General features: G+C 72.7%; 24 protein-coding genes. 14 read left to right on the forward strand and 10 right to left on the reverse strand.

The genetic code is table 11. The features are described from left to right. Positions 1–170 precede the first annotated feature (170 nt). Positions 171–419 (forward strand): DUF2630 family protein, encoded by a 249-nt coding sequence (locus GA0070621_RS14515; RefSeq protein ID WP_091195741.1) that lies wholly within the window; start codon positions 171–173, stop codon positions 417–419. A 220-nt stretch (positions 420–639) separates the two neighbouring features. Here the strand turns inward: GA0070621_RS14515 and GA0070621_RS14520 are convergent, their stop codons facing one another. From GA0070621_RS14520 to GA0070621_RS14530, 3 genes are all read right to left on the reverse strand, one after another. Further along, complete coding sequence (locus GA0070621_RS14520) at positions 640–1,569, reverse strand: serine protein kinase RIO (RefSeq protein WP_091195745.1); 930 nt, start codon at positions 1,567–1,569, stop codon at positions 640–642. Between the two features lie 166 nt (positions 1,570–1,735). Continuing rightward, positions 1,736–2,380 (reverse strand): HAD family hydrolase, encoded by a 645-nt coding sequence (locus GA0070621_RS14525; protein WP_091195748.1) that lies wholly within the window; start codon positions 2,378–2,380, stop codon positions 1,736–1,738. Between the two features lie 56 nt (positions 2,381–2,436). After that, positions 2,437–3,279, reverse strand: a complete 843-nt coding sequence (locus GA0070621_RS14530; RefSeq protein ID WP_091195750.1) for a carbon-nitrogen hydrolase family protein — start codon at positions 3,277–3,279, stop codon at positions 2,437–2,439. A 105-nt stretch (positions 3,280–3,384) separates the two neighbouring features. On the opposite strand from GA0070621_RS14530, the gene GA0070621_RS14535 reads away from it, so the two are divergent. Continuing rightward, positions 3,385–3,957 carry a TetR/AcrR family transcriptional regulator gene (locus GA0070621_RS14535; RefSeq protein ID WP_091195753.1) on the forward strand — a complete coding sequence of 191 codons (573 nt, stop codon included), beginning with the start codon at positions 3,385–3,387 and terminating at the stop codon, positions 3,955–3,957. 115 nt (positions 3,958–4,072) lie between these two features. Here GA0070621_RS14535 and GA0070621_RS14540 read toward each other — a convergent pair whose 3' ends face one another. Continuing rightward, positions 4,073–5,284 carry an RNA-guided endonuclease InsQ/TnpB family protein gene (locus tag GA0070621_RS14540; RefSeq protein WP_091202422.1) on the reverse strand — a complete coding sequence of 404 codons (1,212 nt, stop codon included), beginning with the start codon at positions 5,282–5,284 and terminating at the stop codon, positions 4,073–4,075. A 154-nt stretch (positions 5,285–5,438) separates the two neighbouring features. Between GA0070621_RS14540 and GA0070621_RS14545 the strand changes: the two genes are divergently transcribed. From GA0070621_RS14545 to mug, 6 genes are all read left to right on the forward strand, one after another. Continuing rightward, positions 5,439–6,353: a TIGR04222 domain-containing membrane protein gene (locus GA0070621_RS14545; protein ID WP_091195756.1), complete on the forward strand. Its 915-nt coding sequence runs from the start codon at positions 5,439–5,441 to the stop codon at positions 6,351–6,353. Next, the gene (locus tag GA0070621_RS14550) at positions 6,350–7,231 is read left to right on the forward strand and encodes a DUF692 domain-containing protein (RefSeq protein WP_167666914.1); all 882 of its coding nucleotides are present in this window, start codon (positions 6,350–6,352) and stop codon (positions 7,229–7,231) included. Before GA0070621_RS14545 ends, GA0070621_RS14550 begins: the two co-directional genes overlap by 4 nt. A 155-nt stretch (positions 7,232–7,386) precedes the next feature. Further along, positions 7,387–7,821, forward strand: coding sequence for a hypothetical protein (locus GA0070621_RS14555; RefSeq protein WP_091202424.1), 435 nt, complete (start codon positions 7,387–7,389; stop codon positions 7,819–7,821). Between the two features lie 77 nt (positions 7,822–7,898). Continuing rightward, the gene (locus tag GA0070621_RS14560) at positions 7,899–8,117 is read left to right on the forward strand and encodes a hypothetical protein (protein ID WP_091195760.1); all 219 of its coding nucleotides are present in this window, start codon (positions 7,899–7,901) and stop codon (positions 8,115–8,117) included. 74 nt (positions 8,118–8,191) lie between these two features. Next, positions 8,192–8,953: an SDR family oxidoreductase gene (locus GA0070621_RS14565; protein ID WP_091195764.1), complete on the forward strand. Its 762-nt coding sequence runs from the start codon at positions 8,192–8,194 to the stop codon at positions 8,951–8,953. A 161-nt stretch (positions 8,954–9,114) separates the two neighbouring features. Then, complete coding sequence (gene mug / locus GA0070621_RS14570; RefSeq protein WP_091202425.1) at positions 9,115–9,678, forward strand: G/U mismatch-specific DNA glycosylase; 564 nt, start codon at positions 9,115–9,117, stop codon at positions 9,676–9,678. Between the two features lie 161 nt (positions 9,679–9,839). On the opposite strand, the gene GA0070621_RS14580 is transcribed toward mug, so the two are convergent. The 4 genes from GA0070621_RS14580 to GA0070621_RS14595 form a co-directional block, all read right to left on the reverse strand. Further along, positions 9,840–11,822: an ABC transporter ATP-binding protein gene (locus GA0070621_RS14580; protein WP_091202433.1), complete on the reverse strand. Its 1,983-nt coding sequence runs from the start codon at positions 11,820–11,822 to the stop codon at positions 9,840–9,842. A gap of 114 nt (positions 11,823–11,936) precedes the next feature. Next, complete coding sequence (locus tag GA0070621_RS14585) at positions 11,937–12,704, reverse strand: enoyl-CoA hydratase/isomerase family protein (protein ID WP_091195771.1); 768 nt, start codon at positions 12,702–12,704, stop codon at positions 11,937–11,939. Between the two features lie 46 nt (positions 12,705–12,750). After that, complete coding sequence (locus GA0070621_RS14590) at positions 12,751–12,978, reverse strand: helix-turn-helix domain-containing protein (RefSeq protein ID WP_007462679.1); 228 nt, start codon at positions 12,976–12,978, stop codon at positions 12,751–12,753. A 223-nt stretch (positions 12,979–13,201) separates the two neighbouring features. Beyond that, entirely contained in the window at positions 13,202–14,809 is a 1,608-nt protein-coding gene (locus GA0070621_RS14595; RefSeq protein ID WP_091195774.1) for an ABC-F family ATP-binding cassette domain-containing protein, read from the reverse strand. Between the two features lie 248 nt (positions 14,810–15,057). On the opposite strand from GA0070621_RS14595, the gene ypfJ reads away from it, so the two are divergent. The 6 genes from ypfJ (at position 15,058) to GA0070621_RS14625 (ending at position 23,465) form a co-directional block, all read left to right on the forward strand. After that, on the forward strand, positions 15,058–15,969 hold the full coding sequence (gene ypfJ, locus GA0070621_RS14600) for a KPN_02809 family neutral zinc metallopeptidase (RefSeq protein WP_091202435.1): 912 nt from the start codon (positions 15,058–15,060) through the stop codon (positions 15,967–15,969). Positions 15,970–16,141: 172 nt separating this feature from the next. Continuing rightward, entirely contained in the window at positions 16,142–17,446 is a 1,305-nt protein-coding gene (locus GA0070621_RS14605) for a CapA family protein (RefSeq protein WP_091195776.1), read from the forward strand. Positions 17,447–17,582: 136 nt separating this feature from the next. Next, on the forward strand, positions 17,583–19,814 hold the full coding sequence (locus GA0070621_RS14610; RefSeq protein WP_157739995.1) for a cache domain-containing protein: 2,232 nt from the start codon (positions 17,583–17,585) through the stop codon (positions 19,812–19,814). A gap of 1 nt (position 19,815) precedes the next feature. Beyond that, positions 19,816–21,924: a poly-gamma-glutamate synthase PgsB gene (gene pgsB, locus GA0070621_RS30890; protein ID WP_091195782.1), complete on the forward strand. Its 2,109-nt coding sequence runs from the start codon at positions 19,816–19,818 to the stop codon at positions 21,922–21,924. Then, positions 21,921–22,403, forward strand: coding sequence for a poly-gamma-glutamate biosynthesis protein PgsC/CapC (locus tag GA0070621_RS14620; RefSeq protein WP_091195785.1), 483 nt, complete (start codon positions 21,921–21,923; stop codon positions 22,401–22,403). The genes pgsB and GA0070621_RS14620 overlap by 4 nt, the downstream gene beginning before the upstream one ends. Before the next feature lie 39 nt (positions 22,404–22,442). After that, positions 22,443–23,465 carry an NlpC/P60 family protein gene (locus GA0070621_RS14625; protein WP_091195788.1) on the forward strand — a complete coding sequence of 341 codons (1,023 nt, stop codon included), beginning with the start codon at positions 22,443–22,445 and terminating at the stop codon, positions 23,463–23,465. 54 nt (positions 23,466–23,519) lie between these two features. Here the strand turns inward: GA0070621_RS14625 and GA0070621_RS14630 are convergent, their stop codons facing one another. Next, on the reverse strand, positions 23,520–24,446 hold the full coding sequence (locus tag GA0070621_RS14630; RefSeq protein ID WP_157739996.1) for a hypothetical protein: 927 nt from the start codon (positions 24,444–24,446) through the stop codon (positions 23,520–23,522). Positions 24,447–24,570: 124 nt separating this feature from the next. After that, on the reverse strand, positions 24,571–24,840 hold the full coding sequence (locus GA0070621_RS14635; RefSeq protein WP_091195793.1) for a DUF6225 family protein: 270 nt from the start codon (positions 24,838–24,840) through the stop codon (positions 24,571–24,573). Between the last annotated feature and the right edge of the window lie 24 nt (positions 24,841–24,864).

Below are 24,864 nucleotides of genomic sequence, written 5' to 3' on the forward strand. Positions count from 1 at the left end.
GGAGCCGGCTCCGGGCCGAGGCGCGGGCCGCGCCCGGGTCCCGGCCACCCGTCAGGTACGAGGGCGGCGGGGCCGCCGGTTTCGACCGCCGGCGCGGCGCCGGGGTGGGCGAGCGGGACCGGGGACGAGGAACCCGGGCGCGGCACCGCACCCTGTGCCAAGCTTCGGGCATGGACGACAAGACCATCCTGAACCGGATCACCGAACTGGTCGACGAGGAGCACCGGCTGCGCGCGGCGGCACAGGAGCACGAGGCCGGCACCGACGACGCGGCCCGGGAACGGCTGCGGGCGCTGGAGGAGTCCCTCGACCAGTGCTGGGACCTGCTGCGCCGCCGGCGGGCGGCCCGCCAGGCGCACGGTGACCCGGACGCCCAGGGCGAGCGCCCCCTGCCGGAGGTCGAGCGCTACCTCCAGTGACCTCGCGGTCCCGCGCGCTCCGTTGATCTTCGATTCTCGCGCGCACTCTCGACGAGCTGTATGAGGCGGCGTCGCCGGACGCCCCGGCGGCGGCCCGCCGGCACGCCGCGCTCCGGCGACGCGCCGATCCGGGTCCGGCGAACGTCGCCCTCCGGGGCGTCGGTGCGCGCCGGTTGGCCGGTGTCCCGGGCGGGGCTGACCCGCCCGGGACACGACGCGCTCAGCGGATGCCCGCCTCGCGCAGCAGCAGCCCGGTCAGTTCGCCGGGGTCGACGTCCCCGGCGGGCAGGCCCCGGGCGGCGAACCAGGTGCCGACCACCCGCACGTCCCGGGCCAGGAACTCCGGCCCCTGCGGGTTGGCCACCACGTCCACCACCTGCGGCAGGTCGATCATGACCAGCCGCCCCCGGTGCACCAGCAGGTTGTACGGCGACAGGTCGCCGTGCGCGTACCCGGCCCGGGCCAGCACGACCAGGGCGTCGACCAGTTGCTCCCACAGGTCGCGCAGCTCGGCGGCGTCGGGACGGACCTGGGCCAGCCGGGGCGCGGCCTGCCCCGCCTCGGCGTCGCCGACGAACTCCAGCATCAGCTCGGTGCCGAGCAGTTGCACCGGGTACGGCACGGCGATCCGCCCGGAGGCGGCGCCGATCTCCCAGAGTCGGGCGAGGGCGGCGAACTCGGCGGCGGCCCACTGCCCGGCGATCATCTGCCGGCCGAACGCGGTCCGGCCGGCCATCGCCCGGTTCTCCCGGGACCGGCGGACCCGGCGCCCCTCCAGGTAACCGGAGTCGCGGTGGAAGAGCCGGTGCTGGGCGTCCCGGTAGCGCTTGGCCGCCAGCAGGCAGGACCGGTCGGTGCCCGGCACGGCCCGGCGGACCAGGTGGACGTCCGCCTCCTTGCCGGTTTTCAGCACGCCGAGTTCGGTGTCCTTCGCGGCCAGCTCGGTGACCAGCCACTCGGGGTGGGGTTCGGGCCCGTGCACGGCCTCGTCCCAGGAGGACCACTGGTCCTCGGGCTCGGGCTCGTCGTCGGGTTCGGCGAGGGCCGGCTCGGCGGGCCCGCCGCGCTTCAGGAAATACGGTTCGTCGTCGTCGAAGCGGCTCTTGCCGCGGCCACGGCGCTGCGGCGCCGGGAAGTCGTGTTCGCGCACGGGTGGGTTGATCCTTCGATCGAGGCAGGTGGAGGCAGCTGGAACGACCCTGCGATGACGGCCATTACCGACCTCCTCTCCTCGACCGGGCTCCGCCCGGCTGCGCCCTCGCGCGGCCCCCATGCTCACCGGCGGGCGCGAGCGGGTCAACCGAATTTCCCGGCGCTCACCCGGCCAGCACCGCGGCCACCGCGGCGATCAACCCGTCGACCGTACGGGTCGGCGCGAACCGGGTGTCCGACCAGCGACGCCCGCGGTGCAGCCAGACGCTGGGCAGCCCGGACGCGCTGGCCCCGCCGATGTCCGCCTCCGGGCTGTCCCCGACCACCCAGGCGCCGCGCAGTGGCATCCGGGCCCGCTGCGCGGCGAGCGCGAAGATCCTCGGGTTGGGTTTGCTGACGCCAGCCTCCTCGGAGATCACCCAGTTGGCGACGTACCGGTCCAGGCCGGTCCGGCGGATCTTCGCGTCCTGCTGGCGTACCGCGCCGTTGGTGACCACCACCGGCACCCACCCGGCGTCGTCGGCGATCCGGAGCGCGCAGGCGACCAACGGATCCAGTCTGGTCTTCGCCGCCACCCCGTCGTGCAGCTCATCCACCAGGTCGATGGCGCGGACGCTGAGCTGGTACCGGTTCCGGATGGCGTCCGCGACGTCCCACCGGTCGGTCAGCCCGTCCGCGTCGACGGAGAGCAGCCAGTCGATGTCGGTGGGTGGAGCGCCGATGTCGTCCAGGAATCGCTCACCCCAGGCACGGAACGGCCCATCCCGGTCGAGCAGCGTGTTGTCCAGATCGAGCAGGAGCAACGGCACTCGGGAACCTTACGGGACCGGGGCGGGCCACCGACAGGGTTGCGGGCCGGTATCCGTCAGCCGATGATCGCCGTACGGGGCAGGCCCTGGTCGGACAGGCGGTCGGCGAGCATGGTGTGCGCCGCCCGGGTGGCCGCGAGCGCCGCCGGGTCGAGCGTCGCCACCAGCACCTCCGTGCCGGTGTCCGCGCCCCGGACGAGCGGCCGGCCCTCCGGGTCGTACACGGCGGCACCGCCGTTGAACCGCCACGGGTCAACGCCGTCGACGGCGTTGGCGAAGACGACGTACATGGTGTTGTCCAGGGCGCGGGCGGCGTAGTAGACGTCCCGCCGATGCTCCGAGCCGGCCAGGTAGCCGCTCGGGCAGAGGTAGCCGTGCGCACCGTCGTCGGCGGCGGCCCGCCCGTGCTCCGGGAAGCAGCCGTCGTAGCAGATCCCGAGACCGAGGCGCCAGTCGTCGACCAGCAGGGTGGCGCCCCGTCGGCCCGGGGAGAACAGCTCGCGCTCGCCGCCCCAGAGCTGCTGCTTGTCGTACGCCGCCCGCACGGCCCCGGCCGGGTCGATCACCAGCGAGGAGATGGTGCGCCGCCCGTCGGGGTACCGGACCGCCGCGCCCACCACCACCGTGGTCCCGCCGTCGCGGGCCGCCTGCCGCAGCGGGTCGAGGCGCGGATCGGCCACCCCGCCGTCCGGGCCGGCGACCACGTCGGTGCCGATCGGGTCGGCCGCGAGGGTCGGCGGGTGGTACGCGGGCAGGAACAGCTCCGGCAGCACGACGACCCGGGCGCCGGCCGCCCGGCCGACGAGGCGGGCCGCGGTGGCGGCGTTGCCGGCGACGTCGCCGGGAACCGGCTCGGCCTGCACGGCGGCCACGGTCAACGGGTGGGCGGGGGCGGTCATCCGCTGATCGTAACCGGATCGCGTCCTCGTGCTGATCATGCGAACGCGCATCTCAAGCCGTACGTACGGTTTGCGTCGACGGGATACGCCTGGAACGATCGGTACGTGCCCAGAGTAAGCCAGGACCAGCTCGACGCGCGCCGGCAGGAGATCCTCTCCGCGGCACGGGCGTGTTTCGCCCGGCACGGCTACGAGGGCGCCACCGTGCGGCGCCTGGAGGAGGCCACCGGGCTCTCCCGCGGCGCGATCTTCCACCACTTCCGCGACAAGGACTCCCTCTTCCTCGCCGTCGCCGAGGACGACGCGGCGGCCATGGTGGAGACCGTCGCCCGCAACGGCCTGGTCCAGGTGATGCGGGATCTGCTCGCCCGCGCCCTCTCCCCGGACACCACCGGCTGGCTCGGCAGCCAGCTGGAGGTGTCCCGGCGACTGCGTACCGACCCGGCGTTCGCCAAGCGCTGGGCGGAACGCTCGGCGGCCATCGCCGAGGCCACCCGCGAGCGCCTGCTGCGCCAGCGGGAGGCCGGGGTGCTCCGCGACGACGTGTCGATCGACGTGATGGCCCAGTTCCTGGAGCTGGCCTACGACGGGCTGGTGCTGCACCTGGCGATGGGGCGCCCGGCCGGTGACCTGGGCCGGGTGCTCGACCTGGTCGAGGAGGCGGTCCGCCGCCACTGACCGCCCGGGTCTCGGTCCGGTAACTCGCCCGACCGACCGAATCCCGGCTGGCGGCCCTGCTCCACAATGGCGGCACCACCTCGCGACAGGAGCAGAGCTTGACATCCTCCCCTCCCTAAAGGAAGGGGATTCCCTGGGTCACCCCAGAGGTTTCCTGTTTCACCGCCGGTCGCCCCGTCCGGGAGGTTTCCCGTTGAGGACTTACGCCAGCTCCGCAGGCAGTCACCGCCAGCCCGGCGGCCAGAAGGTTACGTGCCGCGTTGACATCGCGGTCGTGAACGACGCCGCATCGACACGTCCACGACCGCACATCCAGCGGCATCGTCTCGGCCAGCGCACCGCAGGTCGAGCAGAGTTTGGAGGAGGGGTACCAGCGGTCGACCGTGATGAGGTGACGGCCGTACCAGTTGGCCTTGTACTCCAGCATCGCGCGGAACTGCCGCCACCCCGCGTCCGAGATCGCCCGGGCCAACGTGTGGTTGCGAATCATGTTCCGCACAGACAGGTCCTCGATCACGATCGTTTGGCTGTCACGAACGAGTCGAGTGGTCAACCTGTGCAGATGGTCCCGCCGCCGGTCAGCGATGCGGGCGTACACCCGCGCCACCTTCAGGCGGGCTTTGGCCCGGTTCGCCGAGCCCTTCTCCTTACGGGCGAGATCCCGTTGGGCGCGGGCCAACCGGGCCCGGTCGGCGCGCTCATACCTCGGGTTGGTGATCTTCTCCCCGGTCGAGAGCGTGAGCAGACTGTCCAGGCCCGCGTCGACCCCGACCCCGACCGCGGTGGTGGCAGGGGCGTCGGGGATCACGTCGACGCAGAGCAGGGACACGAACCAACGCCCGGCCGGATCCTGGGACACGGTCACCGTGGACGGGGACGCACCCTCGGGCAGCGGCCGAGACCACACGATCGCCAGGGGTTCGGTCATCTTCGCCAGGGTCAGCGAGCCGTCGCGCCATCGGAACGCGCTGTGGGTGTACTCCGCCGAGCGCCGCGACTTCTTCTTCGACTTGAACGTGGGGTACCTGGACCGCTTGGCAAAGAAGTTCGTAAAAGCGGTCTGCAGATGCCGCAGCGTCTGCTGCAACGGCACCGAGGAAACCTCGTTGAGGTAGGCCAGGTCCTCGGTCTTCTTCCATCGGGTCAGCATTGCCGAGGTCGCGGTGTAGGTCACCCGCTCCTGGCGCGATACCCACGCCTCGGTGCGTGCGGCCAACGCCAGGTTGTACACCTTCCGGATACATCCGAACGTCCGCGCCAGCTCAGCGGCCTGCGTATCGGTCGGGTAGAAGCGGTACCTGAATGCCCGCTTCACCGCCCTGACCACGGCCCACACGTTAGCACACCCGTTCGAGATTCATGCGGTTGCATCTGGACGCACGCCGATCCGCCTTGGCGGCGAATCGGTTTTCCCTGCCCTGCTCTGCAGAAGTTCCGTTTCCTCCCCGCCTGAAGGTCGGGGTATCCACGGAAGGAATCTGATGACCGTCCTCGCCGCACCGGACGACACCTGGGGCATCCCCGGCCCGGTCTTCCTACGCTGGTATCTGGTGGTCGCGGCCGTGCTGGTCGTGGGCACCCTGGTGCACCGGTTCCGCGCGCTGGCCGGCACGCCGGTCGCCGGGGCCGGGCAGCTCGGGCCGCAGCAGGTCGCGTACCTCAACGGCGGCGACGAACTCGCCGTCTGGACCGCGCTCGGCGGGCTGCGCCACGCCGGCGTCGTCGCCGTACGCCCCGATCGGCGGCTCACCACCGCCGGCGCGCTGCCGGCCGGGGCCACCCCGCTCGACCAGGCCGTGGTCAACGCGGCCGCCCGAGGCGTACGCTCCGGCGAGCTGCGCCGCGACGAGTGGGTGGTCCGCGCCCTCGACCAGCTCCGCGACGAACTCCAGCGGCGCGGTCTGGCGCTCGGGCCGGACCAGCGGTCCGCCCTGCGGCGCGGCCCGCTGCTGATCGCCGCCCTGCTGGTGCTCGGCGGGATCAGAGCCGTCGTCGGCCTGTCCAACGGCCGGCCCGCCGGCTTTCTCCTGCTCAGCCTGATCCCGCTCGTCGTCGCCTTCGCGCTGCTCGTCCGGGTGCCCTGGCGGACCCGGGCCGCCGACCGGGCCCTGCGCGACCTGCAGCGCGAGCACACCTGGCTGCGGCCCTCCGCCGCGCCGGCGTACGCCACGTACGGCCCGTCGACCACGGCGATGGGGGTGGCGCTGTTCGGCACCGCCACCATCTGGGCCATGGATCCCGGCTTCGCCGGCCAGGCCGCGATCCAGCGCCAGGCGCTCGCCACGGGCGGGGGCACCTCCGGCGGCTCGTGCGGCTCGGGCGGCACCGGCAGCTCCTGCGGCGGCAGCTCGTGCGGGGGCGGCGGTGGGTGCGGCGGTGGCGGGTGCGGCGGATGACCGGCCGGACCGTACCCCCGACCGGCCCCTCGGCGCCCCTGACCGACTCCTCGGCGCCCTCGACCGGCCCGTACGGGGTCGGCATCGGCTGGCGACCCGAGATCGCCGGCTTCGTGGCCGACCTGCCCGGGCTGCGCTTCGTCGAGGTGGTGGCCGAGACGGTCGCCCCGGCCGGGCCGCTCCCGGACGACCTCGCCGCCCTGCTCGGGCGCGGTGTCACCGTCGTACCGCACGGGGTGCGACTCTCCCTCGGCGGCGCGGAACCCGTCGACCCGGCCCGGCTGGCGCACCTGGCCGGCGTGGCCGCGGCGGTGGACGCGCCGCTGGTCAGCGAGCACATCGCGTTCGTGCGGGCCGGCGGCCTGGAGGCCGGTCACCTGCTGCCGCTGCCGCGCAGCCGGGAGGCGGTCGCGGCGGTGGTGGCGAACGTCCGGCGGGCCCAGGCGGAGCTGCCGGTGCCGCTCGCGCTGGAGCCGATCGCCGCGCTGTTCGACTGGCCCGACGACGAGCTGGACGAGGCCGCCTTCCTCACCGAGATCCTCGACGCCACCGGGGCGCTGCTGCTGCTCGACATCGCCAACGTGCACGCCAACGCCCGCAACCGCGGCGGCGACGCCCTCGCGCTGCTGGACCGGCTGCCGCTGGACCGGATCGCCTACGTGCACGTGGCCGGCGGCGCCGAGCAGGGCGGCTTCTACCACGACACGCACACCGACCCGGTCCCCGCCGAGGTGCTCGGCCTGGTCCGCGAGCTGTGCGCCCGCCGCCGTCCTCCGGCGCTGCTGCTGGAACGCGACGGCCACTACCCACCCGCCGCCGAGCTGCGCGGCGAACTGGACGCGCTCGCCGCCGCCTCCGGGTACCCGGTGATCACTTGACTCGCGGAGCCGCCGGCACCGGCCACGGCCGCGCCACCGCGACGGAGTCGGCCGCCTCGCCATCCGCCGCTCCCCCGGCCGGGAAACCACCGTCGTCCGCCGCTCCCCCAGCCGGGCCGTCGCCTGCCGCTTCCCCGGCCGGTCCGGGTGGTGGCCTGGCCGCACGGCAGGCGGAGCTGGTCGCGGCGCTGGTCGCCGGTGCGCCGCTGCCGCCCGGGTTCGCCCCCACGCCGGTGGAGGCGGCCCGCCGGGCGCTGCTGCGCAAGCGTGCGGGCGAGGTGGCGCGGCACTGGCCGCTGCTCGCCGCCGGTCTCGCCGCGGCCTGGCCGGGCACGTTCACCGAATGGGCGGCCGGCCGCCCCGGCAACGGGTCGCTGCGCGACGGCTGGGACCTGGCCCGGGAGCTGCGCGATCGGGGCACGCTGCCGTCGCTCGGCGCGGAGGAGCTGGCCACCCGGGAGGCCGCCGCCCGCTACGACGGCCGCACCCCGCCCCGGCCCCGCCGGCTGCCGGCCGTCGCCCGGGCCGGCGGCGCCGTCGCGGTGCAGCTCGCCGGTCGGGTACGCCTGATCCGCCCGGCCCACCGCTGAGCATCTCGGTTCGGCGGGCCGCCGAACCGTCGGGCCACGGCCGACCGCGATTCCGTGCCGTCGGCACGTTCGCAAACGTGCGGGACAACCGGGGCGGGTTGCACACGGTTTCGGTCGACGCCCGCTGCACCGGCAGCGGACCGGTGGTGACCACGGTCAACGGGCCGGGGTCGAAGCGCAAGGAGCGCGCGGCGACCGCGACGGCGACGATCGCCTTCGACGGCAACACGTTCGCCGATGGAGCCGGCAACTTCCCGTTCCCCGCGCCGTTCATCCGAGTCGATACGGAGAGGTGATTCAGCTCCGCCATCCGCCCGGCCACCGCTGAGGCGGCTGGCCGGGCAGGTCCGGGGTACGGCAGGATCGGCCCATGGATCTCGGACTCGCCGACCGGGTGTACGTGCTGACCGGCGCCTCCCGTGGCCTCGGCTTCGCCACCGCCGAGGCCCTCGTCGCCGACGGCGCCAAGGTGGTGATCTCGGCCCGCCTGCCCGAACAGGTGGCCGCCGCCGTGGAGGCGCTGGGCGGCCCGGAGCGGGCCGTCGGGCTGACCGCCGACCTGACCGACCCGGGCACCCCGCGGCGGCTGGTCGCCACCGCGCGGGAGCGGTTCGGCCGGCTCGACGGGGCGCTGATCTCGGTCGGCGGGCCGCCTCGGGGCACCGCCGCCCAGGTCACCGACGAGCAGTGGCGGGAGTCCTTCGAAACGGTCTTCCTGGGCAGCGTCCGGGCCGCCCGTACGGTGGCCGCCGCGCTCACCGACGGCGGCGCGATCGGGCTGGTCCTCTCCACCTCGGCGCGTGGGCCGGTGCCCGGGCTCGGCATCTCCAACGGCCTGCGCCCCGGCCTCGCCGGGGTGGCCAAGGACATCGCCGACGAGTACGGCCCGCGCGGCGTACGGGTGTTCGGCCTGCTGCCCGGCCGGATCATGACCGACCGGAACCGGGAGCTTCTCGCCGCCACCGGCGACCCGGAGCGGGCCCGGGCCGAGGCGGAGGCGTCGATCCCGCTCGGTCGGTTCGGCGAGCCGGGTGAGTTCGGCCGGGTGGCCGCCTTCCTGCTCTCCCCCACCGCCGGTTACGTCACCGGGGTCACCGTGCCGGTTGACGGCGGCGCGCTGCGCGGCCTGTGACGGGACCTGTGAGCGGACGACGCCGACCCCGGAATGCCCGGCCCGACACGCGCCCGGCGCGCCCTGGCGCGGCTGAGCCGAGCCGTACGGACGCGATCCGGCCCGGCGCGGCCGAGGCTGGCCCGAGGCGGCTCGACGGGGCCGAGCCGCTCCCGGCGAGCCTGACGCCGGCCACCCGGCGCTATCCCCGGCCGACGAAGGAGCAGCTCGCGGCGGCGGCCGACACGCTGCTGCCGGACGTGATCGCGCCCGGCCTGGACGTGCTCTTCGTGGGAATCAACCCCGGGCTCTGGTCGGCGGCGACCGGCTGGCACTTCGCCCGGCCGGGCAACCGGTTCTGGCCGGCGCTGCACCGGGGCGGCTTCACCCCGCGCCGGCTGCACCCCAGCGAGCAGGACGAGCTGCCCCGCCTCGGGCTGGGCATCACCAACCTGGTGGCCCGGGCGACCGCGCGCGCCGACGAACTGACCCCGGCGGAACTGGTGGCCGGCGCGGCGGAGCTGACCGGCAAGGTCGAGCGGTACCGGCCGCGCTGGGTGGCGGTGGTCGGGGTGACCGCGTACCGGATCGGCTTCGCCCGGCCGAAGGCCGGCTTCGGCCCGCAGCCGGAACCGCTCGGCGGCGCCCCGCTCTGGGTGTTGCCCAACCCGAGCGGCCTGAACGCGCACTTCACCCCGGAAACGCTCGGCGCCGCCTTCGCGGGGCTACGCGCGGCGATCGGCTAGCCGGTGGCAGTCGGCGAGGGCGCTCGGACAGAAACGCCCGCTCGGCCTCGTTCCTGGTCAACTCCAGCGCCTGCCGGTAGGTGACCGCCGCCTCGTCGGTGCGGCCCAGCCGCCGCAGCAGGTCTGCCCACACGCGCCAACCCGCCCCGGGACGGGGGCTCCTAGTTGGCCGCGGCCGGCGGCACCGGCTCCTGCGCCACGTAGGTGCCCAGCGGCACGGTGCTGACCACCGGCTGTGGCGGCGCCGGCTCGGCGTACGGGGTCGGCGAGTCGGCCACCGCGAACTGGGTGCGGTACAACTCGGCGTAGAGGCCGCCGACGGCAACCAGTTCCTCGTGCCGGCCGCGCTCGACGATCCGGCCCTCGTCGAGGACGAGGATCTGGTCGGCGTCCCGGACGGTGGAGAGCCGGTGCGCGATCACCAGCGCGGTACGCCCGGTCAGCGCCACGGAGAGCGCCCGCTGCACCGCCGCCTCGCTCTCCGAGTCCAGGTGTGCGGTCGCCTCGTCGAGGATCACGATCGACGGGGCCTTGAGCAGCAGCCTGGCGATGGCGATGCGCTGCTTCTCGCCGCCGGAGAAGCGGTAGCCGCGCTCACCGACCGTGGTGTCCAGCCCGTCGGGCAGGGACCGGACCAGGTCGGCCACCTGCGCGCCGGCCAAAGCCGCCCAGATCTCGTCGTCGGTGGCGTCCGGCTTGGCGTAGCGCAGGTTCTCCCGGATGGTCTCGTGGAACAGGTGGGAGTCCTGGGTGACCACGCCGATCTCGTCGCGCAGCGAGGCCAGGGTGGCGTCCCGCACGTCGACACCACCGACCAGCACCTGGCCGTCGCTGACGTCGTAGATCCGGGAGATCAGCATGGACAGCGTCGACTTGCCGGCGCCGGAGGGACCGACCAGGGCCACCATCTGCCCGGGCTCGACGCCGAACGAGACGCCCTTGAGCACCGGCTCGTTCACCGTACGGTCGAGCGCGGCGACCTCCTCCAGTGAGGCCAGCGACACCTCGGCGGCGCTCGGGTAGCGGAACCGCACGTCACGGAACTCGACCCGGCCACTGGCCCGGGGCACCGGAACCGCGTCGGGCTTCTCCTCGATGCCCGGACGCAGGTCGAGCACCTCGAAGACCCGGTCGAAGGAGACCAGCGCGCTCATCACGTCGACCCGGACGTTGGACAGCGCGGTGAGCGGGCCGTACAGGCGGGTGAGCAGCAGCGCGAGCTTGACCACGGTGCCCGCGCTGACCGCGCCGGTGACGGCGAGCCACCCGCCCAGCCCGTACGTCAGGGCCTGGGCGAGGGAGGCGACCAGCAGCATCGCCACGAAGAACGTGCGCGAGTACATGGCGGACTGGATGCCGATGTCGCGGACCCGCTCGGCCCGGCCGGCGAACCGGGCCGCCTCCACCTCGGGCGAGCCGAAGAGCTTGACCAGCAGCGCGCCGGCGACGCCGAACCGCTCGGTCATCGTCGCGTTCATCTTCGCGTCGAGGTTGTAGGACTCGCGGGTGATCTCGGCGAGCCGACGGCCGACCCGGCGGGCCGGGATGATGAAGATCGGCAGCAGCACCAGCGCCAGCACGGTGATCTGCCAGGACAGCAGGAGCATCGCCCCGGCGGTGAGCACGAGCTGGATGACGTTGCTGACCACCCCGGACAGGGTCGAGGTGAACGCCCGTTGGGCGCCGAGCACGTCGTTGTTGAGCCGGCTGACCAGTGCGCCGGTCTGGGTCCGGGTGAAGAACTGCAACGGCATCCGCTGGACGTGGTCGTAGACCCGGGTCCGCAGGTCGAGGATGATGCCCTCCCCGATCCGGGCCGAGTACCACCGCTGGGCCAGCGAGAAGAGCGCGTCGGCGACGGCCAGCGCGGCGATGACCAGGGCGAGCCGGACCACCGTCGAGCGCGCGTCGGGGCCGCCCTTGGCGATCGCGTCGATGACGTCACCGGCGAGCAGCGGCGTGGCCACCCCGACCACCGCGGCGATCACCACGGTGATCAGGAAGATGATGATGTCGCGCCGGTAGGGCCGGGCGAACGCGACGATCCGCTTGGCGGTGCCGCGATTGAGCTGGTGCGTGGCGACCTCGTCCTGGTTGCGCATCGACCGGAGCATGCTCCAGCCGCCCATGCCGCCACCGGCCATGTGGTTGGACACTCGTCACCTCCGGGTCGTCGGGGAGCCCTCGATCGTCGGGTCAATTCTCCCGACGACTACGACAACTTCGCGAGTAACCCGGATCTTCCCCTACGGTCCTTACTATTCTCCGCGCCCGGCCAGATCGCGCAGCCGCCGGGTCTGCGCCTCGCGCTCGGCCCGCTGCTGCTGCGCGTGGGTACGCCCGGCCGCGCCGGCGAGCAGCGCCTTGATCTCCACGACCGCGTCGCGGTTGTTGGCCAGCAGGCCGGCGGTCAGGTCCCGTACCGCGGCGTCCAGTTCCGCGTTCGGCACGACGAGCGTGGCCAGCCCGATCCGGTCCGCCTCGGCGGCGTCCATCCGGCGGCCGGTGGCGCAGATCTCCAGCGCGCGGGAATAGCCGACCAGCTCGACGAGACGCTTGGTGCCGGCGAGGTCGGGGACCAGGCCGAGGGTCACCTCGGCCATGGAGAGCCGCGCGTCCTCGGCGAGCACCCGCAGGTCACAGGCGAGGGCGAGCTGGAACCCGGCACCGATCGCGTGCCCCTGCACGGCGGCCACGGAGATCACGTCCGGGCGGTGCAGCCAGGTGAAGCCGCCCTGGTACTCGGCGATCCGGTCGGCGCACTCCTGCTCGGGCAGGGTGGCGAGTTCGGCGAACGAGCCCGGGCCGGACGCGCCGGCCACGGACAGGTCGAGGCCGGCGGAGAAGGCCCGCCCCTCGCCGCGCACCACGACGACCCGGACGTCGCCAGGCAGATCCCGGGAGAAATCGCTCATCGCGCGCCACATCGCCGGGGTCTGCGCGTTGAGCACGTCGGGCCGGCACAACGTCACTGTCGCGACCGGCCCGTCGCAGTCGAGTCGTACTCCGGTCGTTGCGGTGGTCACCAGACCATCCGGAGCACGGCGCTGATGGACGACACTGGCCGGCGGGTCACGCCTTCTTGCGGCGCCGGGCACCGCCGCGCTGCCGCAGCTGCACCCCGGACTCGGTGAGCACCCGGTGGATGAATCCGTAGGACCGGCCGGTCGAGGCCGCGAGCGCACGGATGCTCTCACCCGAGGTGTACCGCTTTACCAGGTCCTTGGCGAGCGTCTGACGCTCGGCTCCGACGATCCGGCGACCCTTCTCAGTGCTGGTGGCTGTGCCGGTGGCTGCCATGCTGATTCCTCACGTCCCAGACTGTGCGGTTCGGATACGGTCCCACCTATTAGACCGTCTCGAACGATCATGCGCCAGATATCAACTCTTCGCCAACCGACACGCTATGCAATGTCAGCTTCCCGATACCGTGATGCTACTGACCGGTCAGCTCGGGCCGTCCGGGTGGATCATGGCGGCCTGACCTGGCGGATGACCCGTACGCCGCGGTGACGGGTGGAGGTCAGGCGAGTTCGACGAGTTCGAGCAGGTCGTCACTCCAGGCATCCTCGTCGCCGTCGGGCAGCAGGATGGCCCGATCGGGCTTGAGCGCCGTCACCGCGCCCGGGTCGTGGGTGACCAGCACGATCGCCCCCGGGTAACGCGCGATCGCGTCGAGCACCTGCTCCCGGCTGACCGGGTCGAGGTTGTTCGTCGGCTCGTCGAGCAGCAGCACGTTCGCCCCGGAGCAGACCAGCGTGGCCAGGGCCAGCCGGGTCTTCTCGCCACCGGAGAGCACCCCGGCCGGCTTGTCGACGTCCTCCCCGGAGAACAGGAACGCGCCGAGGATCTTGCGCAGGTCGGTGTCGGTCTGCTCCGGCGCGGCGCTGCGCATGTGGTCCAGGATGGTCCGGTCCACGTCCAGGGTCTCGTGCTCCTGGGCGTAGTAGCCGAGCCGCAGGCCGTGCCCGGGGCGCACCTCGCCGGTGTCCGGTTCGAGCAGGCCGCCGAGCATCCGCAGCAGGGTGGTCTTGCCGGCGCCGTTGAGGCCGAGGATGGCCACCCGGGAGCCCCGGTCCACCGCCACGCTGACATCGGTGAAGATCTCCAGCGACCCGTACGACTTGGACAGGCCGGCGGCGGTGAGCGGGGTCTTGCCGCACGCCGCCGGGGTGGGGAAGCGCACCTTCGCCACCCTGTCGGCGACGCGGACCTCCTCCAGGCCGGCCAGCATCTTCTCGGCCCGGCGGGCCATGTTCTGCGCGGCGACGGTCTTGGTGGCCTTGGCCCGCATCTTGTCCGCCTGGGCCATCAGCGCGCCGGCCTTCTTCTCGGCGTTGGCCCGCTCCCGGCGGCGGCGCCGCTCGTCGGTCTCCCGCGCCTCCAGGTACGCCTTCCAGCCCAGGTTGTAGACGTCGACCACGGAGCGGGTGGCGTCGAGGAACCAGACCTTGTTGACCACCGCCTCCAGCAGCGACGCGTCGTGGGAGATCACGATCAGGCCGCCCTTGTGGTTGGCGAGGAACCCGCGCAGCCAGGTGATCGAGTCGGCGTCCAGGTGGTTGGTCGGCTCGTCGAGCAGCAGGATGCCGCCGCCGTTCTCGCCGGCGTCGCGGAACAGGATCCGGGCCAGCTCGATACGCCGGCGCTGGCCGCCGGAGAGGGTGCCGATGGTCTGGGCCAGGGCCCGGTCGGGCAGGCCGAGGTTGGCACAGATCCGGGCCGCCTCGGCCTCGGCCGCGTACCCGCCGAGGGAGGCGAACTGGTCCTCCAGCGCGCCGTAGCGGCGGACCAGGCGCTCGTCCTCGGCGCCCTCGGCGAGCTTGGCCTCCAGCTCCTTCATCTGCGCCATCAGCACGTCCAGGCCACGGGCGGAGAGCACCCGGTCCCGCCCGGTGACGTCGAGATCGCCGGTACGTGGATCCTGCGGCAGGTAGCCGATCGCGCTGCGCCGGTCGAGCTGCCCGGCGTACGGCTGTCCCTCCCCAGCGAGCACCTTGAGCGTGGTGGTCTTGCCGGCGCCGTTGCGGCCGACCAGGCCGATCCGGTCACCCGGCTGCACCCGCAGCGTGGTGTCGGACAGCAGGATCCGGGAACCGGCGCGCAGCTCCAGGCCGGTGGCAGTGATCATGTCGAGGTACTCGCTCTCGGGTTCCGGAAGGGCTGATTCAGGGCACGCGAAAGCGCCGGCGGGTCACACTTCCCGTCGGCGCGGGGCGGTTCAGCCTTCGCAGCGCAGCACGGGGGCAAGTGTACCGGGGCGGGCCCTACCGCTTCCTCCCGATTACCGGGCAAGATCATCGGGTATCGGAAACGCCGTCCGGACCCATTCCGGTACCGCAACCAGCAGACACGGACAAATCGGTGATCGGGGTCGACATGGAGCTGAACGAGAACGCGGAGATCGACACCAGCGAGGTGGATGATCGGCGAGGGTCCGGCGGAGGCGGCGGATTGGGCATCCCGATCCCGATCGGCGGTGGCCGGGGCGGGATCATCGGCATCGTGATCGCCGTCCTCGTCGCGCTCGCGGGCGGCGGCTTCGGCCTCAACGCCCTGAGCGGCGGCGGTTCCGACCAGGGCGACAACACCTCACTGAAGCAGAAGTGCGCGGCACCGGACGCGCTCCAGCAGCTCGATTGCCGCAACACCCTCTACGTCAACTCGATCCAGGCCTACTGGCGTACCGCGCTGCCGGAGGTCTTCGGCCAGCAGTACCAGCCCGCCAAGACCGTCTTCTTCAGCCAGGCCGTACGCACCGGCTGCGGCGCGGCCGACTCCGGCGTCGGGCCGTTCTACTGCCCGGCCGACCACCAGGTCTACATCGACCTCACCTTCTACCGGCTGCTCGCCGACCAGCTCGGCGCGAAGGGCGAGTTCGCCCAGCCGTACGTCCTGGCCCACGAGTACGGCCACCACGTGCAGAGCCTGCTCGGCACCGAGGCACAGATGCGCCGCCAGCAGCAGCGCGACCCGGCCAACGCCAACGCGCTCTCGGTACGGCTGGAACTCCAGGCCGACTGCTACGCGGGCGCCTGGGCGCGCAGCGCCACCGGCACCTCCGACAAGCGCGGCCAGAAGATCTTCAAGAGCATCACCGAGCAGGACGTCCAGCAGGCGATCGACACCGCCGAGAAGATCGGTGACGACGCGATCCAGCGGCGCGCCGGGCGGCCGGTCAACCCGAACGAGTTCACCCACGGCACCTCGGCGGACCGCAAGCAGTGGTTCACCCAGGGCTACTCCACCGGTGACCCGAAGTCCTGCAACACCTTCGGCGGCACCCGCTGACGCCACCCCGGCTCGGCGGTTCACGGTGTGCTACCGAGGCTCGACCGCCGACGACTCCACTGAGGAGGGATGCCCGGCAGGAGGCGACCGATGACGCAGCGTGAGGCCAGTCACGTGATGTGACTGTTTTTGGGCGTTGCCCTAGTCTGTCGCGGTGTCCAAAGGGCGTGACATGCGTGAAGGATCCGGCCGTGGCAAGGTGATCACGGTCGGTTTGCTGGTGCTTGTGCTGCTGGCCGGCGGCGTCTTCTGGGTGCTCCGGAACCGGGACGAGAGCCGTACCCCGGCCGGCCCGTCGCAGGCGGGGCAGCCGGTGGCCGCCGGCTCGGTGCCCACGCCGCCCGACCCGAAGCCCCGCCGGGACTCCTCCGGGCGTCGGATCTTCACGGTGCTCGGGGCCGGCGACATCCTGATCCACCCCGAGCTGACCTCGCAGGCACGCCGGGACGCCGAACGCGGCGGCAACCCCGGCGGACTGGACTTCAACCCGCTCCTCCAGCAGGTGCGGCCGGCCGTGTCCGGCGCCGACCTGGCCATCTGCCACCTGGAGACGCCGCTCGCGCCGCCGAACGGCCCGTTCATCGGGTTCCCGAAGTTCAACGTCCCGCCGCAGATCGTGGACGCCATCCGCGGCACCGGCTTCGACGCCTGCTCCACCTCGTCCAACCACACCATCGACCAGGGCGAGCAGGGCGTGAAGCGCACGCTGGACGCGCTCGACGCTGCCAAGATCCGACACACCGGCAGTGCCCGCACCAAGCAGGAGGCGCTCACTCCGGCCATCTACGTCAAGAACGGGGTCAAGGTCGGTCACCTCGCGTACGCCCTGCACTTCAACGGCCTGAAGCGGCCGGCGGGCAAGGAGTGGATGGCCAATCTCATCGAGCCCGCCGAGATCCTGGCCGCGGCCAAGCGGCTGCGGGCGGCCGGCGCCGAGATCGTGGTGCTGAGCATGCACTGGGGCACCGAGTACCTGCACCAGCCGGACGCCGACCAGGAGAAGTGGGTACGACCGCTGATCGCCTCGCCGGACATCGACCTGATCCTGGGCCACCACGCTCACGTGGTGCAGCCCATCGAGAAGATCGGCGCGGACTGGGTGGTCTACGGCATGGGCAACCAGGTCGCCCGGCACCTCGAGCCGATCTTCGACAACCGCGAAGGTGTGATGGCCCGGTTCACCTTCACCGAGGTCGCCAGCAAGAAGTGGCGGGTCACCCTGGCCGAGGCCATTCCGGTCTGGGTGGACCTCAACCCGGACGTCCGCCTGATCGACCTGCCCGCCGCGCTGGCGGACGAGACGACCTCCCCGGCCCGCCGCGTCAGCTACCAGGCCGCGCTGGACCGGATCCGCGGCCACCTGCTCGCCAAGGGCGGCGCGGATGCCGGGCTGAAGGTGCTCGGCCCACCGCCGGCGCAAACGGGCACCGCCGGGCCCTCGGAGCCCGAGGGCGCCCGACCGGCGCTGGACGGATGAGCGTGGACGGCGCGGTGAACCCGGTACGACGATCGGCTGACCGATTCGGGCAGCGCGAGGCGGCCGTTGGCCTCGCCTGCCCACTGTCTCATGGAGGACTGTCGTTGCGTGACACCGGCCTGAACGGGGTGTGGAGATGAACTTCGCGCCCACCGCGGGTCGTGCTCAGCACCCCGGGGGCGATCGGGACCAGCTCGCGCGCTGGCGCCTGATCAGCCTGGAGAAGCAGCTCCCGCAGTCCCGTCTCCTCACCGGCATCGGCACGCCGGCCCTGGTGTCGTCCCTGCTGCTCACCCTGCTGGCCATCTTCGCCTTCGCGTACCTGAGCCAGGGCGACTCGGGCGGAGTGCCGAAGGCGGTGGTCGACTCGCAGCGGGACTTCGTCCACGAGATCTCCCGCAGCCTCAACAACCTGGTGATCCGCAGCCGTGACGAAGTGTCCCGGACCGTCGACGCCTACAACGTCCGGCCGGACGCCGCCGCCGCACAGCTCGCCTCGCTGACCACCGACCAGCCCAAGTGGCGGGGTGCCGCCGTGTTCGGCCCCGACGGCAAGACCGCGGTGACCGCGGTCGGCGAGCCGGTCGTGCTGCCCGAGGGCACCGCCCCGGAGCGGGCCGCGCTCCCGCTGGTCGACAACAACGCTCCCCGACTGCTGCTGGTCGAGCCGCTCGGCGACGGCAAGCTGCTCGTTGCCGAGCTGAACCTGAACGTCCGTACCCTGCGGCTCAATCCGCGCTCCAAGCAGGCGGTCATGATCGCCGTGCCGAACGGCGGCCGGACGCTGGCCCAGGGCACCCCGGTCCAGGCCGAGCCACAGCTGGACGCCCTGATCAAAAATGCCGTCGAGGGCAGCTCCCGCACGGCGACCGCCACCCGCAACGGCACGGCGGTCGCGCCCCCGGCCGGCAGCGGATCGAACACGCCGGTTGTCCCGCTGGTCACCGCCGACGCCGTCGGCAAGTTCGGGTTCGTGATCGTCTCCCTGGTCTACACCCCGATCACCGACGCCGCGGTGGTCCGGGAGCCCCTGGTCGCGGCGCTGGCCCTGCTGGTGGCGGCCGTCGCGGTGCTGCTGATCCTCCAGTACGGCCTGGCCCGTCCGGTCCGCCGGCTGCTCGGGTACGCCAAGGCGGTCGCTTCCGGCAACTCGCCGGGCGAGCCGCCGCGCACGAGCAACGCCGAGGTCAATCGGATCGCGGTGGCGCTCGGCACGCTCGCCGACCGACAGGGCTCCGGCCGGTCGGCACGGCGCGACTCCGCTCCCGGGGGCGTCCCGGCCGGGCTGATCGTCGTACTGGCCGTCCTCGCCGTGCTCGGCGCGGCCGGCGGTGTCCTGACCACCCTCACCGAGGCCGAACGCGACCTCCCCGCCCAGGTGGTACGGGACACGGAGAACCAGGCGAGCTCGGTGGCCGGGGCGGTCGGCGACACGCTGGACGGCGGCTACCAGAAGCTCACCCTGCTGGGCCGGGACCACGGCAAGGCCGACACCGCGCAGATGCGCCGGGCGTTGGCCAATCTGGTCGACGACAACAATCGCTTCCGCAGCGCCTACCTGGTGTCGGCGAACGGGAGCGTGGTCACCAGCGCCGGGCGGGAGCCGCTGCGACCGGCGGGCCTGCTCCCCGGTGAGGGCGGCGTGGTGCTGCACGACGTGGCGGGCCGGCTGCCGATCATCTACGCGTACCGGCCGTTGTCCGACGGCCGGTCGCTGGTCGCCGAGTTCGACGTGCGCTACCTGACCCGCCTGCTGCAACGCGTGGACGGGCGGGTGCGGGTCCTCGACGTGGACCAGCGGGACCTCCTGGACAGCGACGGCTACCTGGCGTTCGAGCAGGTCAGCACGCCGCCGGTGGTCAGCGCCGCGGCTCAGGCGCTCACCGGCCGCCCGTACGCCGAGGTGACCGACGTCGAGGGCGTACGCAGCCTGCTGATCGCGGCGCCGGTCGCGCTGGACGGCTCGGCCGCGCAGCTGGAGTGGACGGTCGTCGCCCAGCGTCCGGTGGTCGACTTCGCGATGCCCGGCAACAAGCTGCACCACGGTGCCCTGCTGGTGGTGGTCGTGGCGGTCGGCATCGGTCTGCTGCTGTTCAGCTGGCACTACTTCTTCCAGCTCCGTGCGCTGCGCGGCCTGGCGCGGGAGGCGGCCGCCTTGGCCGGTGGCGACACCACCCGGGTGGTCTCTCCGCGCGTGCATGACGACATCGGCGCGGTGGCGGTCTGCCTGGAGGTGTGCCGCCAGGCGGCGGTGCACGGCGAGCAGCGGCTGGGCGGCGCGGCACGGTTGCGCGGCACCGAGGGCATGCCGACCACGATCATGACCAAGGTGCCGGAACGGGGCCGCGGCGGCCGGAGGGGTGACTGAGATGCTCTTCCTCTATCTGGTGTTTCTTCTCGCCTGCGTGGGTTTGCTGGTCGCCGGGATCATCGAGCAGCGCAACCACCACCGGAGCCTGCACAGCATCCCGCACCGGGTGCTGGTCAACGGCATCCGCGGCAAGAGCTCGATCACCCGGCTCACCGCCGGCGCGCTGCGTGGCGGCAAGCTGGTGGTGGTGGCCAAGACGACCGGCACCGCGGCCCGGTTCATCTTTCCGGACGCCAGCGAGGAGCCGGTATACCGGAAGTTCGGCATCGCGAACGTGGTCGAGCAGATCGGTATCGTCCGCCGGGCCGCCGCCTACTACCCGGACGCGCTGGTGATCGAGTGCATGGCGGTCATGCCGCCGTTGCAGGAGCTGAACCAGACCAAGCTGATCCAGTCCACCATCGGCATCCTGTGCAACGTCCGGGAGGACCACCTCGCCGAGATGGGGCCGACGCTGGATGACGTGGCCCGGTCGCTGAGCCGGTCCATGCCGGTCGGCGGGATCTGCGTCACCGCCGAGAAGGAGCGGCTGCACATCCTCCAGGAGGAGGCGGACAAGCGGAACTGCAAGCTCGTCGCCGTCGACCCGGAGTCGGTCGCCGACCAGGAGATGAAGGGCTTCACCTGGACCACGTTCAAGGAGAACGTGGCCATCGCCCTCAAGGTGGCCGAGCTGCTCGGGGTGCCCCGCAAGGCCGCGCTCAACGGCATGTGGACCGCCCCGCCGGACCCGGGCGTGCTGAGCGTGGAGGAGTACCGCTCGGGGCCGAAGTCGCTGCGCTTCGCGAACATCTTCGCGGCGAACGACCCCGAGTCGACCTACATGAACATCCAGCAGCTCGCCGACCAGGGCTCCATCCCCCGGCCGCTGCACGTGCTGATCAACTGCCGCCCGGACCGGGTCGAGCGGAACGGCCAGATGGGTTCGCTGATCTCCCGGATCGACCCGGACAAGATCATCCTCATCGGCGAGCCGACCCGCAGCGCCCGCGTCAAGATCGACGACAAGTGGCAGGACCGGGTCGTCGACCTGGGCGGCAAGATCGGTGCCGGCGAACTGCTCGACGGCGTGCTGGGCACCATCGACACGTTCGCCTCCGTGCTGGCGATCGGCAACATCCACGGCCAGGGCGAGATCCTGCTGGCCCAGCTCGCCGGCCTGGAACGGCCCACCCCGGAGGAGCGCACCGCGCCGCCCTTCCCCGTGGCCACTCCGGATCGGCCACCCTACGACGCGCCCCGGGGCGCCCAGCCGTACGGGCGCGGGGGACGGCAGTACGGGCCCCGTGGGGCACGGCCGTACGGGCCCCGTGGGGCGGGGCCGCACGGTGCGCCGCCCCGGCAGCCGCGCGAGTACGGCGCGCCTGCCCAAGCACAGGCCGCCCGCGTCCAGCCGCACGACGGACGCCCGCCGGCCGGGGCGCATGACGGTCGTGGACCGCAGATCCCCGGCGCCAACGGCCCCCGCCCGCCGCAGGGCCCGCGCCCCCCGCACGGCCCGCGGCCTCCACACGGCCCGCGCCCTGCGTACGGCGCCGGCCCGGGACCCGACCCGCGGGCCCCGTACGCCCCCGGCCCGGCACCCGAGCAGTTCCCGCACGGCCCGGGTACGCCGAGGCCGCCGCGCTACGACGGTCCGGGCCACCACGGCGGCCACGTCGAGGGGCCGCACGCCCGCCCCCGGCAGGTGCCGCCGGCCCGGCCCGTCCCGCCCCAGCGCACCCCGCCGGCCGGGTACGACCCGGACCGGAGGCGGCCCGACCAGCACGCCGGATACGACCCGGGCCAGAGGCGGCCCGACCAGCACGCCGGATACGACCCGGACCGGAGACGGCCCGACCAGCACGCCGGATACGACCCGGGCCAGAGGCGGCCCGACCAGCACGCCGGATACGACCCGGACCGGAGGCGGCCCGACCACCCGGCCGGGTACGACCAGGGCCGGGTGATGCCCGACCAGCCGGCCGCCTACGATGCGGACCGGGCCACCCCGCCCGTCCGGCGCCCGTCCGGCGCCACCCGACCACCAGCGCACCCGTCCGACCAGCAAGAGTCCGATCAGCAGCCGCCGCAACAGCGGCCGTCCGCCTACTGGAGCCCCTCGTGACGAGCGGAGAACTGACGCCCGAGCTTGCGACGCTCTGCCTGGGCGTGGGGTTGGTGCTCGCACTGGCCTGCTACCTGACCACCAACCTCTCGCCAGGCGGCATGATCACCCCGGGCTGGCTGGCGTTGACGCTGGTCGAGGAATACCAGCAGGCGCTGGTGATTTTGGCGATGACCGCCGTCACCTGGGCCCTGACCAAGGTCATGCAGCGGGTGGTCATCCTCTACGGCAAGCGGCTCTTCGCCGCGATCGTCCTGCTCAGCGTGCTGTTGCAGACGACCCTGTTCCTCGTCATCCAGCAGGACTTCCCGCTCCTGTTCTCGCACCAGACCCTTGGATTCGTCGCGCCCGGCCTGATCGCCTACCAGCTGGTCCGACAGCCTCCGGTGGCGACGATGCTCGCCACCGGGGCGGTTTCCGTGGGCACCTATCTGATCATCGTCAGCGGTGTGCTCGCCGGCCTGGTGCCGGTCAGCTGACCACTCTCCGGGCCGCAACCGACCACAGGGAGACCACTCATGGCGTCGAAGAGCAGCAACTGGATATGGGCGGCCCTGGTCGCCGTCGTCGTCGTCGCGGGCGTGATGGTCGCGGTGGCACTCCGGCCTTCCGCGCCGGTAGCACCGGCCGCGATCGAGACCGCGGGGCCGGCGGACCCCTCCGGCGAGCTGACCTACACCCGGCTCGACCGGCCGGCCCGCACCCAGGTCCAGGACGCCGCCGGTCGGGTGCTGGCAATGTTCACCGACAAGTCCCGCACGGTACGGATCTCCGGGCCCGAGCGGACCTTCCGGGAACCTCGGTTCACCCAGGCGACCGTGACCACCGACGCGTGGATCAGGCTGGCGCCGAAGCCGTGGGCGGAGGGCGCGGAGCAGGCTGCCTGGTTCCGGCCCTGGCTGACCAAGCAGGTTCAGGACACCAGTCCGGACGCGCTCGCCATCGCGATGGATTACCTCGACGGCGCCCCGGCCCGCAAGGACGCCAAGGGTGTCCAGTACGCCGGTGACGCCTCGTTCGGGCCGCTGGCGCCCAATGACCCGGACGGCCGCGCGGAGAACTCCGACTTCTACGACTACATGGGCGTCTCGTGGGACTTCCCCGACGGCAAGCACGAGCGCCCGGACAAGGCGCACCTGCGCAGCCTCGACTGCTCCGGGTTCATCCGGATGGTCTACGGCTACCGGATGAAGTACCCCCTGCTCGGCAAGAACATCAAGGGTCCCGGCCTGCCGCGCCGGGCGTACGCGATGGCCGAGCTGGGTCCCGGCACGCTGCTCATCCCCAACACCAGCAAGCCGGCCCGCGACTACGACCTGCTCCAAGAGGGTGATCTGGTGTTCTTCAGCCACGGTGAGGAGGCCGGCCCGACCATCCAGCACTCGGGGATCTTCATCGGCGTCGACGACTCGGGCCACCACCGCTTCATGTCCAGCCGGGTCAAGGCGGACGGCCCGACCTTCGGCGACTTCGGTGGCGAGTCGCTGCTGGACGGCCCGAGCTACTGGTCGAACCGCTTCCTCACCGCCCGCCGGATCTGACGTCCGCCTACGCCCCCGGCGGGATCCGACGCCCGCCGGGGTTGTCCCACCGGGTCAACTGCGTGGCAGGTCGGCCGAGCTGAGCGCCGCCACCAGCTCCGCCCGGCGGTCGGCGTCCCGACGGATCGCCCAGGTGATCTCAAGGTGAATGAAGACCGACCTGTTTCGGCGGGCCTCGTCGGCCTGGGTGTTGGTGGTGCCCTCCAGTTGCCCGCAGCGGACGGCCCAGGCCCGGCAGGTGACGAAGCCGGCGTCCTCCAGCGCGTCCGCCATTCGGCGTAGCGGCGCGTTGGAGCTGCGCTGGCCGTTCGAGACCACCGCGTCCTCGTCGGGCAGGCTCTGCTCGGCGAATCCGTGCAGCTGGATCTGGTTGAGGCCGCGCCGGGCAAACCGGCCGGTGACGACCTGGAACATCCCGACGGCGTTGTGCGCGGCGTCGGCCCGGTCGCCCCCGGCCCGGCGGTGTGCGCCGGCGACCACCAGCATCGACCCGGGCACCGCCCGGAACAGCCGTAGCCCGACGTCCTCGGTCTGTAGGTCCGAGTTCGGGTGCGGCACCTCGATGGCCAGCTTCAGCTCGCCGGAGAGGTCCACCAGCAGCATCCCCCAGGAGCCGTCGCCGCCCGGCTCGGTGGCGAACATCGCGTACCGGCGGCCGGTCTCGGGATCGTCGGTGACGCGGGCGGTGTAGCCGACCGTGTCGAGGAGACGGGTTGCGTCCTCCAGCCCGTCCGGGCCGTCAAGGAGCAGATCGACCGCGTCCCGAACGGCCCGGCGCTCCGTCGCGGTGGGGTCGCGGTACGGCGCGGTGGGCTTGAGCTGCCTGACGAAGTCGGTGACGATGCCGGCCGGGTCGACCGATGCCGACGCCGGCACCACCCGCGGAGCCTCGGGGGCAGACGGTCCGCAGGCCGCCAAAAGCAGCGCGGTGCCGAGCCCGGCGACAACCAGTCCGACCCGGGATGAGCGATTTCGGGACATCGTCGGAAGGGTACCGGGCCCGCCCGAGGCACCTGCGCGCGAGTCAGGGCCCGAGGGCCCGATGCGGGGTAGGCGTCGACGAGGACTCCGCTCGGGACCTGACCGGGCGGAGGTCGACCGTGCCTCAGATGACCCGGACGTACCAGTCGGCCGGGTAGTCGACCCGCACGACGAACTCGTCGACCGGCAGGTGGTCGCCGTCGTCGACCGTCGCGGCGGTCACCACGAACTGGTCGTTACCCCATGGATCGGGATGGGCGCTGCTCGGCCCGAACGGGACCTCGACCCGCAGCACCATGTCGTCCGGGAGCCCGTCCAGCGCAGCACGGAGTTGACCGACCGTCCAACGATCGACCTCGTGCCGGTAGCGCTCGACCCTGCTGGTTTCCACCACGGTGGGAGGCTACTGGAGATACCT

The sequence above is a fragment of the Micromonospora narathiwatensis genome (assembly GCF_900089605.1).
Taxonomy (GTDB): domain Bacteria; phylum Actinomycetota; class Actinomycetes; order Mycobacteriales; family Micromonosporaceae; genus Micromonospora; species Micromonospora narathiwatensis.